This is a genomic window from Streptomyces sp. NPDC006012 (assembly GCF_042871185.1).
Taxonomy (GTDB): Bacteria; Actinomycetota; Actinomycetes; order Streptomycetales; family Streptomycetaceae; genus Streptomyces.
On sequence record NZ_JBIAIE010000001.1, the window covers coordinates 510,876 to 527,510 of the forward strand.

Consider the following 16,635-nt stretch of genomic DNA (forward strand, 5'->3'; position numbering starts at 1 on the left):
TGATTCTCCTGTCCGGTGGCTCCGTTTTCATATGGACCTGCAATGTCCGCAACGGGAGCCGAGGGCGGAACGGTTCAACACTGGATGTGAAGGGGCATGCCAGGGCGAGCTTCGGCCACGCCGCAGCCGGCTGCGGCCTACAGATGGTCCCCCATGCCGACTGGTTCCGGAGGATGAGACCCGCCGCCGTCCTTGATGTCCTGCTCGCAGGTTCGTCTGTCGTGGGACTGGTCATTGGGTATCAGCAGCACTCCGGCAACCTGCTCCGGGTGCGGGACAGCGAGCCAGTCGTCGCCCGTGAGGTCACCGTCCGGCCCGAACGCCTGGGAGGAGGAGACCGTTCGACATCCCAACGCCACGCGCTCCTCATCGACCGCGCAGGCGTCCACCGCAGGGCCGGAGCTCTCGTCGGCGCCGTCGAAGCGGTAGCGGAAGTGGACCTGGTCACCCCTGGAGGGCACCTGTGGATGGGGCTCAAGGCGCCAGTCAACGACTACGGCCGTGACGCCGATAGACCGCCCGGACGTGTCCTCGACCTGCACCCTGACACCGGCCTCACCGCGCTCCGCAGTCGTGTCGGTGCAGCCCCAGAGGGAAGAGCAGCCGGACAGGGCGAAAATCGCCAGAGCCAACGGAGCACCGGCAAGTACCCGTGCGGGGAACACTCAGGTGACCTCCAGTCAGGGTAGAGCCGAGCAGTGTATCCCGGGGCATGGCAGCTGTGGGTGATAGGGATGAGAGCCCGCGGCGGTGGCCCTCGCCTTCATGCCGGAGACACCCGCCTCGGCCGTGCGGGCTGCCTCCGCCGCAAGAACGTCCCCGCCCGGGAACGTCACCGACCGGGCTGTTCGTCACTCCCCGCCTCCGCATCGAAGGGCGGCCCGGTTCCGTGACACTCCTCGTGACAGACGTGACGTACCCGGGACGGGCTCGTGACAGTGATCTCCGAACTTCGCCGCTCGGGGCCACATCACATGGAGTGTCCGACAGAGAGCCGGACGCCGAAGACCGGAACACACCCATTGGGGAACCCCATGTCGAACCGCCGCATGAACCTCCGTCCTCGCAAGAGTGCCGTTGCCCTGACGAGCGCCGCCGCCCTGATGGCTCTCCTCACCGCCTGCAACGGTGCCGCCACCGGTGCCGCGACCGTCACTGGCACCGCCTCCAACGCCTCGGGCGGCGGCTCCTCCTCCAACAGCACCGCGGGGGGCAGCGGCGGGGCCACCAACACCTCGCCGGCGGGCGGCGGTGGTGCTCCCTCCGCGTGCCGTCCGGCGAACTACACCACCAAGGTCGCCGAGGGACCTGCCTCCGCGGGTCACAGCCACTTCCAGGTCACCCTGACCGCGGCGCCCGGGTACGACCCCTGCCAGTTGGCCGGGTCGCCGACCGACGTGAAGTTCTCCAGCCAGGGTTCTGACGACGGGATCACCGCCGGCACGTACGGCCCGCAGGACGAGGTGGTCAATTTCGGCCCTGGGCACCCGGTTCACTTCGACATCCAGGTCCCCAACCAGGCCGACGGCACCCCGGCCGACCAGGTGACCTTCACCCTCAAGACTCCGGACGGAGTGATTCCGGGTGAGTCCACCGTCGAGGGCTCGCTCAGCGTCGCCGCCGGTACCCTCATCGGCCCGGTCCAGTCGGGAGCCTGACCCACCCTCCGCGCGCCTCGCATGCCTGCGGCCCCGAGCGGGGGCTGCGGGCAGCCGCCGTTGCATGCGGCTGCACCATCGACTTGAATCACACCCGCTCCTCCGCCGCCCCCCCGGACGTGTCGCTGCTTGATCCGATGAGGTCCAATGGGGGATGACATCGTTCTGGAGCGGCGAACGGGTTCGCCTGCGCGGTATCGAGCCCGAGGACTGGACCGCGTTCATGCGCTTCGCCGTGGACGAGGAGCGGACGGGAGACCTGTTGCACCCGCCGCGTTCCGCGGAGGGCTTCCGTGCGTGGACGAAGGAGCAGGCCGTTGCCGGGCCGGACGGCGACTGCTTCCGCTTGGCGGTCGAAGCCGTCGACACTCAGGAGATCGTCGGCGCTGTCGGTGTGTACCACGCCGACCCGCGTGCCGGCTGGTTCGAGTACGGCGTCACGCTGGGCGCCGAGCACCGGCGCAAAGGCTATGCGGCGGAGGCCGTCGTGTTGCTGCTGCGCTTCATGTTCGCCGAACGGCGCTATCACAAGTGCGAAGCGCGGATCTTCGCGTACAACGAGGCGTCCCTGGCGCTTCATCGTCGGCTCGGTTTCGTCGAGGAAGGACGGCTCCGCGACCGCGTGTTCCTGGCCGGCCGGCACCACGATCTCGTCGTTCTGGGACTGCTCGCCGCTGAATTCGCCCCACTGCACTCGATGAGCCGCCTTTGATCAGCGTGCCGGCGTGTGTGCTGCACTGGTTGGGGTCCGGCGGCGCTCGCGGCGTGCGTGCCCCAGCAGCATGGTGCGGGCTCGTCATGGCGGGTCATGTCGGCGGGGCGCGGTCGCCGTGCAGTTGTCCGCGTCAGCCGAACGGCGCAGGTCGTCAGGGGAGTTCAAGGCGATTCGCCACGGGAGGCCGAGTGGATGAGGGCCGCGGCTCCGGTCGGGCGGGCCCGGGACGCCGCCGGGCGGCGCACGCCGACGCGGCGTCGGGGTACGCCGCCCTGGAGTGGGACGAGCTGCCGGAGGCAGCCCGGGCACTCATTTCGCGTCGCGGTTGAACTGCGCCGTCGACCAGCGGTAGCCGAGGGCCATCAGGCCGATGCACCAGGCGATGGCGATCCAGCCGTTGTTGCCGATGTGGGTGCCGAGGAGCAGTCCGCGGAGGGTTTCGATGGCGGGGGTGAACGGCTGGTACTCGGCGATCGGCTGGAACCAGCCCGGCATCGTGTCGGCCGGGATGAAGGCGCTTGAGATGAGCGGCAGCAGGATCAGCGGCATGGCCATGTTGCTGGCCGCCTCGGGGTTGGGGCTGGCCATGCCCATCCCGACCGCGATCCAGGTGAGCGCCAGGGCGAACAGCGCGAGCAGCCCGAACGCCGCCAGCCACTCCAGGACCGTGGCGTCCGTGGACCGGAAGCCGATGGCCACGCCGACGGCGCCGACGAGGATCACGCTGATGAGGGACTGGAGCACGCTGCCGACGACATGCCCGATGATCATGGAGCCGCGGTAGACGGCCATCGTACGGAAGCGGGCGATGAGGCCCTCGTTCATGTCCATGGAGATGTACACCGCCGCCCCGATCACGGTGCTGCCGATGGTCATCATCAGGATGCCGGGGACGATGTAGGCGATGTACTCGGAGCGGTCCGCGCCGCCGCCGATGCCCGCGCTCATCACGTCGCCGAAGATGTAGACGAACAGCAGCAGCAGCATGATCGGCGTGAGCAGCAGGTTCAGGGTGCCGGACGGGTAGCGCCATGCGTGGAGCAGGTTGCGGCGCAGCATGGTGTGGGAGTCGCGGGCGGCGAGGGCGAGCGTGTTCATCGGGTGTTCTCCTTGGGCTGGTTGGGGAGGGTGGTGGTGCTGGTGAGGGCGAAGAACACGTCGTCGAGGTCGGGGGTGTGGACGGTCAGTTCGTCGGCTTCGATGCCGGCTGTGTCGAGCCGGTCGAGGATGGTGCGCAGGTCGCGTTGGCTGCCGTCGCTGGGGATCTGGAGGGTCAGGGTTTCGTCGTAGTGGGTGGTTTCGTGGAGTTGTCGGGTGGCGTGTTCGTAGGCGGTGGGGTGGGTGAAGCGGAGTCGTATGTGGCCGCCGGGGATGAGGCGTTTGAGTTCGTCGGCGGTGCCTTCGGCGGCGATCTTGCCGTGGTTCAGTACGGCGATGCGGTCGGCGAGTTCGTCGGCTTCGTCGAGGTACTGGGTGGTGAGGAAGACGGTGGCGCCGTCGGTGACGAGTTCGCGGATGATCTGCCACATGTTGTGGCGGGAGCGTGGGTCGAGGCCGGTGGTGGGTTCGTCGAGGAAGATGATGCGGGGGTTGCCGACGAGGGTCATGGCGAGGTCGAGGCGTCGTTTCATGCCGCCGGAGTAGGTGGAGGCGGGTTTTTTCGCGGCTTCCACCAGGTCGAATCGTTCGAGGAGGTCGGCGGCGATCCGGCGTCCCTCGGCCTTCGGGAGGTGGTGGAGGTCGGCCATGAGGAGCATGTTCTCCTCGCCGGTGATCAGGCCGTCGACGGCGGAGAACTGTCCGGTGACGCCGATCGCTGCTCGTACGGCTTGTGGGGCGGTGGTGAGGTCGTGGCCTGCGATCTGGGCCTGGCCGCTGTCGGCGGTGATGAGGGTGGAGAGGATCTTGACGGCGGTGGTCTTGCCGGCGCCGTTGGGTCCGAGCAGTGCGAATACGGACCCGGCCGGGATGTGCAGATCGATGCCGTCCAGGACGGTCTTGTCGCCGTACGACTTACGCAGAGCGACGGTGGAGACGGCGGCCGGTGACGTGAGACCGTCATCCAGCTTGGATGTGGGCATGACAGATGAAGGCATGGAGCCCTCCCATTCGAAGGCCGAGGTGACTGGGGGAGTGGGGGGAGCAAGCGAGGGGGAGCGGGTGTGTTGCGGACGGTTCCACGGGGTGGTCGGACCCGGGTGCGGGGTGCGCCGACGGTGTCGGACGGGCGGCCGGGCCGCCGGACGCCGGCCTGCCCGTGGTCGGTACGGCGGCTCGGCGCCGGGGTCACGGGGGCAGGGGCGTCCGGCGTCGTGGCGGTGTCACGCGCGGAACGCTGTTCTCGCCGCGGTCAGCGGGCCGTCCCGTCCGTCCCGTCCGTCCCGTCCGTTCCGTCGTCTTCTCCCGCGGCGCGTTCGATCGCCTTGACCAGCCGCTCCCGCGCCCGGTCGGGGACGTATCCGCCCTTCGTGTAGTTCTGGGCGAACGTCTCGACGAACTCCACCGGGTCGTCGCCGACGATCTCGCGGATCGACGTGCCGTCGGCTGCGGCCTGCTCGAACAGATCCGCCAGATCCTCGAACGACGCCGTCGCGCTGTCGCCGTCCGCCGGCACGAAGTGCATCAGGTACCGCTCGATCGCATCGACCGCCGTACGGTAGTTCTCGGGGAGCTCCTTGACGCGCGCCTTGTACGCCCGCCACCGCCGCTTCGGGCCGATCACCTTCGAGATGAAGCCGCCCTCTTCTGCTTCCGACATGGTCACTTTCCTCCTTCGTGGAGCTGTTCCAGACGTTCTGCGAGGAAGCTCCACGTCCTCCAGAACTCGTCGAGGTATTCCCGCCCCTGAGCGTTCAGGGAGTACACCTTGCGCGGCGGTCCCTTCTCCGACGGAACCTTCTCCACGTCGACCAGGCCGCGCTGCTCCACCCTGACCAGCAAGGCGTAGACGGTGCCCTCCGCGATGCTGGTGAAGCCCTGCTCTCGCAGCCACGCAGTGATCTCGTAGCCGTAGGCCGGCCGGTTGGACAGGATCGCCAGGACGATGCCCTCCAGGGTTCCTTTGAGCATCTCCGTTGCCTGCTTGCTCATGGCCTCCCTCATCTACTCATCGTCGTTGACTACTGGTATAGAGTATTACTGAGTACCGGTACTTGGCAACACTGAATACCTGCGACCTGAGATCCGGCTCCGCCGACGGGACGGAGGCGGGGTGCGGGCGGGGTGCGCGCACTGCACCCGCGCGCCTGAGGCTCCGTCCGGACCAGCGCGCCCCAGGCTCCGGCCGCACCCGCCCGTCGCCTCGCGCGCAATCCCCGGCTCCTCGTGCGCAATCCCCCGCTCCTCGCCCGCAACCGTGCGACCCCTCGCCCGGAAACGCACGACGCCGCGCCCGGAATCCCGGGCGCGGCGCCTCGTGCAGGACCGAACCGTCACATCAGTCAGCGCAACCGCCGTACGTCTACTGAACGTTGACCGTGAACGTCGACGTGGTGTTGCGCATGTCCACCGCGTTGTTCTCCAGCCGGAGACCGGTGAAGGTCGCCGTGCCGACCGCCGGGCCCTGGCCGGGTTCGGGCAGTTCGTTGGCCCAGATCCCGAAGCCGGACTTGGCGTCGTAGGCGTCGCCGCTCTTTTGCGCACCCGTGATCGACACATCGGTGAGGACCGTGTCCTGGACCGGGTTCTGCGGCTGGCCGCCCACGTAGTTCGTCTGGAACATGATCCCGCTGTACGTGGGATCGACGATGTCCACGTCGGTCACCCGGATCGCCGTGTACGTCTTCGAGGCCGAGAACATCCAGATGGCACCGAAGGTCTGGTTGCCCCAGAAATGGCCGCCCGATCTGACCAGGGAAGCGTTCTCGATCTTGGTCTGACCCGGGCCGAAGCCGTTCATCGGGTAGCCGAAGTCGAGGGAGCTGATGGTGACGGCGGAGTAGACCAGCGTGTCCGCGATGTACAGGTTGCGGAACACGTTGTTCTCACCGCCGTAGACGGCGATGCCGGCCGCGCGCCAGGTCAGCGTCGACGTCAGGTTCTCGTAGACGTTGCCGGTGTTGTTGCCGCCGCCGTTGTCGGTGGCGGCGAACAGCGCGAAGCTGTCGTCCCCGGTGGACCGCGCCTCGTTGTTCTGGACGAGGTTGTTCTGCGACCCGTTCGTCATGTTGACGCCGTCGGCGAACACGTCACGGATCCGGCTGTTCTTGATCGTGACGTTGTCGGTGTTGGCACCCCAGTACAGGCACATCTGGTGCTCGACCCAGACGTTGTCGATCGTCAGGTTGCTGATTCCGCTCGCGTCGAACACCTTGCCGGGACCGTCGTTGCGGGAGTTGTAGTTGCCGAAGTAGGCGAAGCCCGCGAACGTCGAGCCGTTCGCCGTGTCCGTCACGCGGAAGCCCACGTCCGTGTTGCTCTGCGCGGCGGGGGAGTAGAACCGGGTGTACCAGGGCCCGGCGCCGACCACCTTGACGGGCTTGAGGTAGACGGTGAACTTGCTGCTCGTCTGGTAGTCGCCCGGCGGCAGGTAGACGCCGGCCAGTTTGCCGGTGGTGTCCATCCGCACCGTGTCCAGGGCGGTCTGCACGTCCTGCTGGGTGAAGCCGGCCGGTGTGACGTAGGCGGCCGGATCGGGGTTGGCGATCTGGGCGGCCTGCTCGGTGTTGATGAAGTCGATCGCGTACTGCGAGGTGTTGACCGCGTCCTTCTGCAGCCTGATCTTCGCGCCCGCCGGGACCGTCGAGTCGAGCATCACGTTGGCCTCGTCGTAGATGTGCCGCGCGGGGCCCGAGCCGGGTGAGTTGCCCGGGCTCGCCTCGGCGCCGTACAGCCACGAGTACTTCGAGGTCAGGTTGATCGCCTTGGCGAAGGTGCCGTTGACGTAGATGTTGAGGGTGGCGTCGATGCCGCCGCCGCCCGCGGAGTCGGGGATGGAGAACCGGGTGACCAGCGTGTTGGTGGGCGCTTTGGTGGTCCACTCGACGTAGTTGCCGGTGCTGTTGAGGGTGACCGCCCGGCGGCCGGACGCCTCGCCCGCGAGGTCGCCGATGGTCCGGTTGGGCCCGACGACCTGGGCACCGCCGCCGACCGTGCCGTCCTCCGCCTCGTACGAGGTGAACGGCATGTTGGCGCCGCGCCCCACGAACAGCGGCTTGTTGCTGGTGTTGTTGGTGCGTTTGACCGGCAGCTCGTTGGTGTCGTCGGCGATCACCGTGCGGACCGTGTACTTGCCGTTCACGGCCGTCCAGGAGCCGAGCGCGATCGGGCCGGTGGTGGCCCCGGCGGCGATGGCCCCGTTGTAGGCGCCGGTCAGGGTGCGGACCGTGCCGCCGCTCTCGTTGAGCAGCGTCAGCGTGACGGTGTGTGCGCCGCCCGCCGAGGCGATGGTGCCCTGGTTCTTGATGGCGACGCTGAAGCCCACGTTGTTGCCGGCCGAGGGGTTGTCCGGGGACCAGCCGACCGGTGAGGCGACCAGGTCGGCGCTGTCGACCGGGCGGACCACCAGCGGGGAGGAGGCGGTGAAGGAGTTGTTGGTGTCGTTGATCTCGACGACCGAGTTCGCCTCGTCGACCTTCGCGGTCAGCTGGTATGAACCCGCGTCCCGGGTGCCGATGGAGGCGGTCACGTCGGTGGCCGCGCCCGCGGCGAGTGCGCCGACGTTCGCGGTGCCCACCTTGGTGGTGCCCAGGTAGAAGTTGACGTTGCTCGCCGGGGAGGCGGCGCTGCCGCTGTTGGCGACCCGCGCGGTGAGGCTGACGGCGTCGGTCTCCACCGGGGCGGCGGGGGCGGCGGTGAGGCCGGTGACCGTGAGGTCCGGGTTGGGCGCCGGGTCGCCGATGACCTGCAGTTCGCCGATCTGGCCGCCGGGAGCGCCGGTGTTGCTGTTGATGCGCACCTGGACGTCGGCGGTCCGCGCGGTCACCGGGATGGTGACGGTGTTGCCGGTGCCCGGGTCGAAGGCGTAGTTCGCGGCCGACACCAGGTTGGTGTAGGCGGTCGCGTTCTGCTCCCGCCCGAGGATCTGGATGTTCTGCGTCCGCGCGCCCCAGACCGGGTCCGGGTTGAGCTTGAGGACGACCTGGCTGACGTCGGCGTTGGCGCCGAGCTTGACGGTGAGCGTGCTGGGCCAGACGCCACTGGCGCCCTCCCAGTAGGTGCCCACGTTGTTGTCGACGGCATTGGTGCCGACGAAGGTGTGGACGTGCCCGGACTCCACCACCGGTTTGCCCACCGCGAGGTTGCTCGCCAGGATGCCGTCGCCGGCGCTGACCGACTTGGCGCTCGGCGGCGAGGTGTTGCCCGCCGCGTCCTTGGCGCGCACCTGGTAGGTGACCGTGGCGCCGGCCGGCTGCCGGTCGGTGACGGAGGTGACGTCGCCGGACACACTCCTGCGCAGCTTGTTGTTCGCGTAGACGTCGTAGCCGGTGACCTTCTTGTCGTCGGCCGACTTCTGCCAGCTGAGGTCGACGGCGCCGGACTTCGCGGTGACGGAGGTGAGTCCGGTGGGCTGGGTGGGGGCCTGGGTGTCGCCCTTGGCCGCCTTGCGGGTCACGGTGTTGCTCGCCGCCGACTGGTTCCCGGCCGCGTCCCGGGCCGTGACGCGGTACGCGAGGGTGGTGTCGAGCGGCTGGAGGTCGGTGTACGAGGTCACGTTCCCGGCGACCGTGGTGCGCAGGGTGCCGCCGAGGTAGACGTCGTAGCCGGTGACCTTCTTGTTGTCACGCGCGGGCTTCCAGGCGAGCGCGACCTTGCCGGTCTCGGGCCGGGACAGCTTCAGGGAGCGGGGGGCCGACGGCGGGGCGGTGTCGCCGGTCGCCGGTCCGTACACCTCGAACTCGCCCAGCCGGGCGCCGGTCTTTTTCGACACGCCGGTCACAGTGAGGCGCAGATACCGGGTGGTCGTGGTGTCGAAGCTGATCGTCGCCTCGTTGCCCCGGCCGGGGCTGAACCGGTACTCGGCCGGGTCGACCAGATCGGTGTGGTGCCTGCCGTCGGTGCTGCCCTGCACCTTCAGGGTCTGCTGCTGGGCGTCGAAGCCGGGCGGCAGCTTCAGCACCAGCCGGTTGACGGGTACGGCGGCGCCGAGGTCGGCCTGGATCCACGGCGCCAAGTCCGTTTTGCCGTTCTGCCAGTAGCTGTTGCGGTCGGCGTCGGCGGCACCGGAGGCGGTGTGCCCGGTGGCGGAGCTGCTGGCCGTCAGCCGTTTGCCGCGGGCCAGGTCGCCGCTGCCGGCGGCGGCTCGGTGCGCCGCCGCCTCATCGCCGTCGTCGAGCGCGGCCGCCGGGTGGCCGCGGGTGCTGCTCGCCGCGACCGCGGTGCCGGTCGCGAGCTCGGGGGAGCCCGCCGCCAGGGCGGGCAGGGCCGGTCCGCCGACCGCCAGGAGGCCGCCCGCCAGTGTCATGGCGAGCGGGCGCCATCTGAAGCGCTTGCTGCTCATCGTGCTCCTCGTCTGCAGAAATGAGTGAGGTCCATGGCTATGTCAGGAAGTTGCGCGAGGATGATCGTGAGAAGCGTTTCTCTGCACGTAATTTGCGTGAGCTTGTTGAAGCTTTGCAGAGGGGAGGATGTTCGTCCATGCCCATGACAGAGATCCTGGGGCGGGCGGCCCTTCAGGCGGTCGCGCTGCCGGTCGCGCTGCCGGTCACGCTGCCGTCCGCGGCGGCAGCGTGACCGGCAGGACAACGGCGACGGCCCCGCGGACGCTGCCGCGGGGCCGTCGGGACGGGGATGGGGATGGTCAGGTGCTGGTCACCGCGCACTCACCGCGGTCCGCCTTCGTCGGACCCGCCGCGACCGGACGGATGTCGAAGTCGAACATGGCCGTGGGCAGGTACAGCGAGCAGCAGGCGTTCGGGATGTCCACGATGCCGCTGATGCGTCCCTCGACGGGGGCGGCGCCGATCAGCAGGTATGCCTGCTCGCCGCTGTAGCCGAACCTCTTCAGGTACTCGACGGCGTTCAGGCAGGCCCGGCGGTAGGCCAGCGTCGCGTCCAGGTAGTAGTTCGTGTCCGTGTCGTGGTCGACGGAGATCCCTACGAAGGTGAGGAACTCCGAGTACCGCGGCTCGACGTTGCCCGGCAGGAACACGGGGTTGGTGGAGATGCCGTACTTCTCCATGCCGCCCTTGATCAGGTCGACGTGGAAGTCGATGAAGCCGCCCATCTCGATGGCGCCGCAGAACGTGATCTCTCCGTCGCCCTGGCTGAAGTGCAGGTCACCGCCGGAGAGCTTGGCGTTCTTGACGTGCACGGGGAAGAAGACCCGTGAACCGCGCGTCCAGTTCTTGATGTCGTGGTTGCCGCCGTTCTCGCGGGCCGGCACGGTGCGCGCCCCCTCCTCGGCGATGCGCCGTGCGATATCTCCGGTGGCGGTGCCGGCAAGCGCGTTGCTGGCGTCCGGCGGGACGGCGAGCGGCGGGACCCGGTTCGGATCCGTGTCAATCAGCGCCTTCTCGCGGGCGTTCCAGCTGGCGAGCATCTCGGCGGACGGAGCGGTGCCGAACAGCCCGGGGTGGGTGATGCCGGTGAAGCGGATCCCGGGCAGGTGGCGGGAGACGGCCTGCTGGCCGTGGAAGTCCCAGACGGCCTTGTAGGCGTCGGGGAAGTAGTCGGTCAGGAAGCCTCCGCCGTTGGCCTTGGCGAAGATGCCGGTGTAGCCCCAGCCCTGGCCCGCCGCGTCCCCGGTCTGCTGCGGCACGGGGCCGAGGTCGAGGATGTCGACGATGAGCAGGTCACCGGGTTCGGCACCCTCCACGCCTATCGGGCCGCTGAGCATGTGGGGCACGGTCAGGTCGATGTCGCGTACGTCGTTGGCGGAGTCGTTGTTGCCGACCTGGCAGTCGGTCCAGTCACGGCACTCGACGCGGAACTCCGATCCTGGCTTCACCATGACGGCGACCGGCACGTCCGGGTGCCACCTGTTGTGGCCCGGCACGTCCTGTTCGCGCATGGATTTGCTCTGGTCCACTCTGAAAACAACTTCGGGCATGACAGCTTCCTCATCAGTTGTTGTCCACTTTTGGTCCGGTCACGTTTTGGTCGGTCACGTGGGTGCACTCAGGTCGGCCGCCGGAGCGGCGGGGGCCGGATGGTGCGGTTTCCGGGTGAGCGGCCACAGCGCCACGAACACCACCACCGCGAAGGCTCCCAGTGCGATGGCTGTTTCGTTGGGGTGCTTCCAGTAGCCGGAGAGCAGCAGACCTGCGGGAATCACGCCCGTGACCCAGCCCTCGATCGCCGTGACCCAGCCCGTATAGGTGGTGAGCCTGTCCCTCTTGAGGCCGAGCAGCAAGAAGAACAGGAACCAGAGAAATGCCCAGTAGAGCCAGATGACTCCGAACGGGTAATCCTTGAGGAGGTGGAAATTGGCGAACGAATACCCTAGCGCGGCAATCGCCACGAAGAGGGAGTAATAGCCGACCCCGGTGGTGTCGAGGTTGGCCAGGAGACCGATTCCCACATAGAGGTAGGTGAACCCGAACAGATAGAGGCCGGACGCTGCCAGTATCTTTTTGGGGTCGTTGTCGGCAACGAAGATGAGGTACGTCGGCGTCAGCACCTGGAGTGCACCCACGAAAAGGTTGAAGATCGCTGCTGCCTTGGCCTCGACCTTTCCGAGGAGCATCATCCCGTTGATGAACAGCACCGCACCGACAAAGAGCAGTCCCACGTTCGACACGGGGCCGCACCTCCTAAGTCCGCATGGAAAGCGGAATCGCGTCGCACCGTCGCCGGAACAGGGCCCGTGCACGGATACGGACGCCGTGGACGCGCTGTTTGCCGATCACCGCCCTCAGGGGCGCGGCAATCGGGAGAGTGCGGGATGCGGTCGCTTTCGCACCGGCCTGACACCTGGCGGCAACTCTGAAACCACCGCCGGGGCCTCACGGGACTGTTCCTCACGGGCGTGGAGGGCAGTGACCGCGTGCGAGGTCCCTGAGAGGCCGGAGGAAGAGAACATACGTCTCGCTGCACCTGCGCAAACAGGGCATCCGTAATCCTTGGGCGCCGTTCCGATGGGCAGTTTCACATCGAATGAACCGCACCGGCCGCATAGATACTCGTAGGTTGCCATCAGCAGCCTCCGGACGCTTTTCCCTCTTCCAGGAGACGTCCGGTAAATCCGTGTGTCAAGTCCAGGACGGTCGGCCGCGGGCGGCCCGTGCCGTACGATTCATAAGCGGAGCGGCCGGAAGTCGGGACTTCCGGCGGCACCCCTTCAGTCGCCGGAAAGGTCACCTGTGGCAGAGGCTCGTCAGCGCCGGGACGCCCCCCGCGGACAGGCGCAGGCACTGGCCGTCATCGCGGTGGGCGGCTCGGCGGGTGCCAGCGCCCGGTACGCGGCGTCGCTGCTGTGGCCGACGGGTGCCGCCGATTTCCCCTGGACGACGCTGGGCGTCAACGCGGTCGGATGTTTCGTCATCGGCGTCTTCCTGGCGGCGATCATCGAGGGCTGGTCGGCGCACCCGCTGCTGCGCCCGTTCTTCGGCACCGGGGTCCTCGGCGGTTTCACGACCTTCTCCACGTACTGCGTCGACATCGAACGCCTGGTGCGCGAGGGCCGGGTGGGCCTGGCCCTGGCCTACCTGGTGGCGACCGTGGTCATCGCGCTGGCCGCGGTGCGGATCGGTGCGACCGTCACCCGCCGCGCGGTGCAGGCCAGGAGGTGACCGGGGAAATGAGGTTCCTGCTCGTCGTGCTCGGCGGCGCCGTCGGCGCCCCCATGCGGTATCTGGTCGACCGGGCGGTGCAGGCCCGCCACGGCACCTCGTATCCGTGGGGCACCTTCACCGTCAACATGATCGGCTCGGCGATCCTGGGCGGACTGACCGGGGCGGTCCTGGTTTCCGCGGCCTCGCAGAATGTGCAACTCCTCGTGGGCACCGGCTTCTGCGGAGCCCTCACCACGTATTCCACGTTCTCGTGGGAGACGCTGCAACTGGCCGAGGCCGGATCGCGATTTCACGCGGCGGCCAACGTGCTCGTCTCGATCCTCGCCGGGCTCGGCTCCGTCTATGTGGGCATGGCGGCCGCCCAAGCCGTTTTCGGATAACCGGCGTCACCTCGCAGGCGGGGCCGAAGCAAGCGGTCCGCCGGCCGGAATCGCTGACGGCCAGCACCAGGGGCGGTATTCCGTCGTGGATTGCCGTTCGCGGATGCCATTCGAGTATTACTGTTCGAGGATTGCCGTTCTGTTGCACGTTCGACTAAAATCCAAAGATCACATCGGTGCCGGGCTCGGCTTGTCCCCAGCAGTGACCTCACCGATGGAGGACGGCCATGGCGAAGATCCTTGCGGTGCTCTACCCGGATCCCACGGGCGGTTACCCTCCCACCTCCGCCCGCGACGGCATTCCCGCCATCACCCGCTATCCGAGCGGACAGACCGCGCCCACGCCACGCGCCATCGATTTCACCCCGGGCCGGCTCCTCGGCTGCGTCTCGGGCGAACTCGGGCTGCGCCGGTTCCTGGCGGAACGCGGCGACACCTATGTCGTGACCAGTGACAAGGACGGCCCCGACTCCGTCCTGGACCGTGAACTGCCCGACACCGACGTGGTGATCTCCCAGCCCTGCTGGCCCGCATATCTCACCCCCGAACGGATCGCCTCGGCCCCCCGGCTCAAACTCGCCATCACCGCGGGAATCGGGTCGGACCAAGTCGACCTGCCGAGTGCCCTCACCCACGGCCTGACGGTGACGGAGGTGGCCTACAGCAACAGCATCAGCGTGTCCGAGCACGCCGTGATGCTGGTCCTCGGCCTGGTGCACAACTTCCTGCCCGCCCACGAGTGGGCGGCCACCGCGCGGGGCTGGAACATCGCGGACTGCGTCGCGCGCGCCTACGACGTCGAGGGCATGGACGCCGGCGTCCTCGGCGCCGGCCGGATCGGACAGGCGGTGCTGCGCCGCCTCAAGGCGTTCGACGTCCACCTGCACTACCACGACGTGCAGCGGCTGCCCGCAGGGGTCGAGGAGGAGATGGAGCTGACGTGGCACCCCGACGTCCGGTCGCTGGCCTCCTCGGTCGACGTGCTGTCGATCCACACACCGCTGAATCCGCAGACGTTGAACCTCTTCGACGACGCACTGATCGGTGTCATGAAGCGGGGCGCGTACATCGTCAACACGGCACGCGGGCTGATCGTCAACCGGGACGCCGTGGTGCGGGCGCTGAACAGCGGCCGGCTGGCCGGATACGCCGGTGACGTCTGGTATCCGCAGCCGCCGCCGCCCGACCACCCCTGGCGCTCCATGCCGTACGGGGCGATGACGCCCCATGTCGCCGGCTCGACCCTCGCGGCCCAGGCCCGCTACGCGGCCGGCGCCCGGGAGATCCTGGAGTGCTGGTTCGACGGACGCCCCATCCGGCCGGAGTACCTCATCGTCGACGGCGGCGGGTTCGCCGGGGCGGGCGAGCGTTCCTGCACGGCGGCCGGATAACGGAGAGGCCCCGGCGGCCGGAGAAACGGCGGAAGGCCAAGAAGACCGGACGAAAGATGTGGAGACCAAAGGGAAGATCCGGAGAGCAAACGGAAGATCCACGGGGGAGATCCCTGAGGAAGATCCATGAAGGATGATCCATAAAAGATGATCCGGAACTCCTCTCGCAGGTCAGGCAATGGCACCTGTGAGCCGATTCACCTACAATCCCCTGGACGGCGGCGGGGAATTCCTTTAGCTTCCTTAAGTACGTTGATTTTCGTGTACCGCGGACAGACATCGCGGACAGGCATGCAGCCGACAGGTATACGGCGGAGACCGGCTTACGGCACCGCACGAACTGTCCTATGCCAACTCTCCCCATTCAGGGTGTACATCGGGAAGGTGGATCAGTGAGCAGTATGGACGCCGTATGGGTACGAGGCGTGAACGGCATTCAGTTGCATCACGTGACCGACCTTCAGGACGCCGGACGATTCTTGGGCAACGCGGCGATGGCGCTGCGGGCGGCCCATGTGCGGACCGGCGCCGACCGTTACTCCTCCGTCGCCACCGAGCTGAAGGACCTGGTGGAGCGGGTGCGGATGCTGGAGGACGAGGCGCGGTCGAGCATGAGCGACCTGCACGAGACCGACCCCGAGCGGTTCGCCCGCTGCCGGGACGGCCACGAGCCGTGGCCCGGTGAGATCGAGGCCGGATTCATTCCGCGCCACACCTGCAAGGACCAGTGCCTTTACCACGACCGCGGGGTCGTCGCGGCCCTCATGCAGTGCACCTGCGGCCGTCCGCCGTGCCAGGCGTGCGAAATCGGCGGCAAGCTCTGAATCGACGGCAGGGCCGCACGGACGTGCGGCCCTGACCGCTCGCCGATTTCCCGGGCCCGGGTGAAAACCGGGCTCTCCGGCCGGCCGACTGCTCATTTCCCGCGCATTTCCTGCCGGCCGCCGCGGAAGATTCACGCAGTGCGGGATCTCGCGCTCTCCGGCCGGGACGATTGGACCGGATGCAGCGGGGGAACCCGAGGGTGTCCGATTCCGGAAGCACGTTCCGAAGGAGGTGCGTCCGATGTCGACAGGCATCCTTGCGACGATCGTCGTCCTGGCGGTACTGGTCGTCGTGCTGGCCGCGCTGACGGCCTCGCTCGTGGCGCGGAGCAACCGTCTCCGTGAGCGATTCGGCCCCGAGTACGAGCGGACCGTCGAGGGCGAGGGCGGCCGGATGGCCGGCGAGCGTGAACTCAGGGCGCGGGAGAAGCGCCACGACGCCCTGGAGATCAAACCGCTGCCCGCCGCCGCCCGAGACCGCTACGTGGGCGAATGGCAGGGAGTCCAGGAGGAGTTCGTGGACCGGCCGCGGGACGCGGTGCACGACGCGGACCGCTTGGTGACCTCCCTGATGCAGGAGCGCGGCTATCCGACCGAGGGTTTCGAACAGCAGACGAGGGACCTCTCGGTCGAGCACGGCGGCACACTGGAGCACTATCGCTCCGCCCACGAGATCGAACAGCTCAGCACCACCCGGCAGGCGACGACCGAGCAACTGCGCAACGCCATGGTGCACTACCGGGCGATTTTCGATGAGTTGCTCTCCGACGGCGGCAGGGCACAGCCCGCCCACTAACGAAAAATGACCGCGCGGACGGTCATCAACGGGACTCGGCACACGAACCGCGCAGGCGGCGGCCCGTCCACCGAGGATCTCGCCCACCCCGCCGTGAGCGTCGGCGCGGATCGCCCCTGCTCGCGGCGGGGGCGGACCCCGGTTCATCGGTCGCGGCCGCTTGTCCCGCGGCCGTTCCGGTCATACCTTCGCCCCGGT

At 68.2% G+C, this 16,635-nt stretch carries 16 protein-coding genes; 7 read left to right on the forward strand and 9 right to left on the reverse strand.

Translation table 11 applies throughout. From position 1 onward, the window contains the following. Positions 1-137: 137 nt before the first annotated feature. Entirely contained in the window at positions 138-665 is a 528-nt protein-coding gene (locus tag ACFYPJ_RS02160) for a hypothetical protein (RefSeq protein ID WP_389009039.1), read from the reverse strand. 384 nt (positions 666-1,049) lie between these two features. On the opposite strand from ACFYPJ_RS02160, the gene ACFYPJ_RS02165 reads away from it, so the two are divergent. Together ACFYPJ_RS02165 and ACFYPJ_RS02170 are read left to right on the forward strand one after the other, a co-directional pair. After that, positions 1,050-1,658 carry a hypothetical protein gene (locus ACFYPJ_RS02165; protein ID WP_389009042.1) on the forward strand — a complete coding sequence of 203 codons (609 nt, stop codon included), beginning with the start codon at positions 1,050-1,052 and terminating at the stop codon, positions 1,656-1,658. 154 nt (positions 1,659-1,812) lie between these two features. Next, positions 1,813-2,370: a GNAT family N-acetyltransferase gene (locus ACFYPJ_RS02170; RefSeq protein WP_389009045.1), complete on the forward strand. Its 558-nt coding sequence runs from the start codon at positions 1,813-1,815 to the stop codon at positions 2,368-2,370. A 312-nt stretch (positions 2,371-2,682) separates the two neighbouring features. On the opposite strand, the gene ACFYPJ_RS02175 is transcribed toward ACFYPJ_RS02170, so the two are convergent. The 8 genes from ACFYPJ_RS02175 to ACFYPJ_RS02210 all read right to left on the reverse strand — a co-directional run bounded on the left by ACFYPJ_RS02175 (position 2,683) and on the right by ACFYPJ_RS02210 (position 12,448). Next, positions 2,683-3,471 (reverse strand): ABC transporter permease, encoded by a 789-nt coding sequence (locus ACFYPJ_RS02175; RefSeq protein ID WP_389009048.1) that lies wholly within the window; start codon positions 3,469-3,471, stop codon positions 2,683-2,685. Further along, on the reverse strand, positions 3,468-4,454 hold the full coding sequence (locus ACFYPJ_RS02180) for an ATP-binding cassette domain-containing protein (RefSeq protein WP_389009051.1): 987 nt from the start codon (positions 4,452-4,454) through the stop codon (positions 3,468-3,470). The genes ACFYPJ_RS02175 and ACFYPJ_RS02180 overlap by 4 nt, the downstream gene beginning before the upstream one ends. A gap of 269 nt (positions 4,455-4,723) precedes the next feature. Further along, entirely contained in the window at positions 4,724-5,131 is a 408-nt protein-coding gene (locus ACFYPJ_RS02185) for a DUF1048 domain-containing protein (RefSeq protein WP_389009054.1), read from the reverse strand. Between the two features lie 2 nt (positions 5,132-5,133). Next, the gene (locus tag ACFYPJ_RS02190) at positions 5,134-5,463 is read right to left on the reverse strand and encodes a PadR family transcriptional regulator (protein ID WP_389009056.1); all 330 of its coding nucleotides are present in this window, start codon (positions 5,461-5,463) and stop codon (positions 5,134-5,136) included. Positions 5,464-5,833: 370 nt separating this feature from the next. Beyond that, positions 5,834-9,811 (reverse strand): CARDB domain-containing protein, encoded by a 3,978-nt coding sequence (locus ACFYPJ_RS02195; RefSeq protein ID WP_389009059.1) that lies wholly within the window; start codon positions 9,809-9,811, stop codon positions 5,834-5,836. 300 nt (positions 9,812-10,111) lie between these two features. Next, positions 10,112-11,362 (reverse strand): formamidase, encoded by a 1,251-nt coding sequence (gene fmdA / locus ACFYPJ_RS02200; protein ID WP_389009062.1) that lies wholly within the window; start codon positions 11,360-11,362, stop codon positions 10,112-10,114. A 54-nt stretch (positions 11,363-11,416) separates the two neighbouring features. Further along, a complete protein-coding gene (locus ACFYPJ_RS02205) occupies positions 11,417-12,052 on the reverse strand; it encodes an AmiS/UreI family transporter (RefSeq protein WP_389009065.1) in 636 nt (211 codons plus the stop codon). A 114-nt stretch (positions 12,053-12,166) separates the two neighbouring features. Beyond that, positions 12,167-12,448, reverse strand: a complete 282-nt coding sequence (locus ACFYPJ_RS02210) for an FmdB family zinc ribbon protein (protein WP_389009068.1) — start codon at positions 12,446-12,448, stop codon at positions 12,167-12,169. 166 nt (positions 12,449-12,614) lie between these two features. Here ACFYPJ_RS02210 and crcB (ACFYPJ_RS02215) point away from each other — a divergent pair, with 166 nt between their 5' ends. The 5 genes from crcB (ACFYPJ_RS02215) (at position 12,615) to ACFYPJ_RS02235 (ending at position 16,437) form a co-directional block, all read left to right on the forward strand. Further along, positions 12,615-13,043, forward strand: a complete 429-nt coding sequence (crcB, locus tag ACFYPJ_RS02215) for a fluoride efflux transporter CrcB (protein ID WP_389009071.1) — start codon at positions 12,615-12,617, stop codon at positions 13,041-13,043. Positions 13,044-13,051: 8 nt separating this feature from the next. Beyond that, positions 13,052-13,426 (forward strand): fluoride efflux transporter CrcB, encoded by a 375-nt coding sequence (crcB, locus tag ACFYPJ_RS02220; protein ID WP_389009074.1) that lies wholly within the window; start codon positions 13,052-13,054, stop codon positions 13,424-13,426. Positions 13,427-13,653: 227 nt separating this feature from the next. Further along, a complete protein-coding gene (locus tag ACFYPJ_RS02225) occupies positions 13,654-14,817 on the forward strand; it encodes an NAD-dependent formate dehydrogenase (protein WP_389009077.1) in 1,164 nt (387 codons plus the stop codon). A gap of 401 nt (positions 14,818-15,218) precedes the next feature. Next, a complete protein-coding gene (locus ACFYPJ_RS02230) occupies positions 15,219-15,641 on the forward strand; it encodes a hypothetical protein (RefSeq protein WP_389010097.1) in 423 nt (140 codons plus the stop codon). Positions 15,642-15,882: 241 nt separating this feature from the next. Further along, a complete protein-coding gene (locus tag ACFYPJ_RS02235) occupies positions 15,883-16,437 on the forward strand; it encodes a hypothetical protein (protein ID WP_389009080.1) in 555 nt (184 codons plus the stop codon). Positions 16,438-16,635: the final 198 nt, after the last annotated feature.

Coding starts and splice junctions, on each gene's coding strand:
- ACFYPJ_RS02165 (WP_389009042.1), top strand. CDS start 1,050: ATGAACCTCCGTCCTCGCAAGAGTGCCGTTGCCCTGACGAGCGCCGCC.
- ACFYPJ_RS02170 (WP_389009045.1), top strand. CDS start 1,813: ATGACATCGTTCTGGAGCGGCGAACGGGTTCGCCTGCGCGGTATCGAG.
- ACFYPJ_RS02175 (WP_389009048.1), bottom strand. CDS start 3,471: ATGAACACGCTCGCCCTCGCCGCCCGCGACTCCCACACCATGCTGCGC.
- ACFYPJ_RS02180 (WP_389009051.1), bottom strand. CDS start 4,454: ATGCCCACATCCAAGCTGGATGACGGTCTCACGTCACCGGCCGCCGTC.
- ACFYPJ_RS02185 (WP_389009054.1), bottom strand. CDS start 5,131: ATGTCGGAAGCAGAAGAGGGCGGCTTCATCTCGAAGGTGATCGGCCCG.
- ACFYPJ_RS02190 (WP_389009056.1), bottom strand. CDS start 5,463: ATGAGCAAGCAGGCAACGGAGATGCTCAAAGGAACCCTGGAGGGCATC.
- ACFYPJ_RS02195 (WP_389009059.1), bottom strand. CDS start 9,811: ATGAGCAGCAAGCGCTTCAGATGGCGCCCGCTCGCCATGACACTGGCG.
- fmdA (WP_389009062.1), bottom strand. CDS start 11,362: ATGCCCGAAGTTGTTTTCAGAGTGGACCAGAGCAAATCCATGCGCGAA.
- ACFYPJ_RS02210 (WP_389009068.1), bottom strand. CDS start 12,448: ATGGCAACCTACGAGTATCTATGCGGCCGGTGCGGTTCATTCGATGTG.
- crcB (WP_389009074.1), top strand. CDS start 13,052: ATGAGGTTCCTGCTCGTCGTGCTCGGCGGCGCCGTCGGCGCCCCCATG.
- ACFYPJ_RS02225 (WP_389009077.1), top strand. CDS start 13,654: ATGGCGAAGATCCTTGCGGTGCTCTACCCGGATCCCACGGGCGGTTAC.
- ACFYPJ_RS02230 (WP_389010097.1), top strand. CDS start 15,219: ATGGACGCCGTATGGGTACGAGGCGTGAACGGCATTCAGTTGCATCAC.
- ACFYPJ_RS02235 (WP_389009080.1), top strand. CDS start 15,883: ATGTCGACAGGCATCCTTGCGACGATCGTCGTCCTGGCGGTACTGGTC.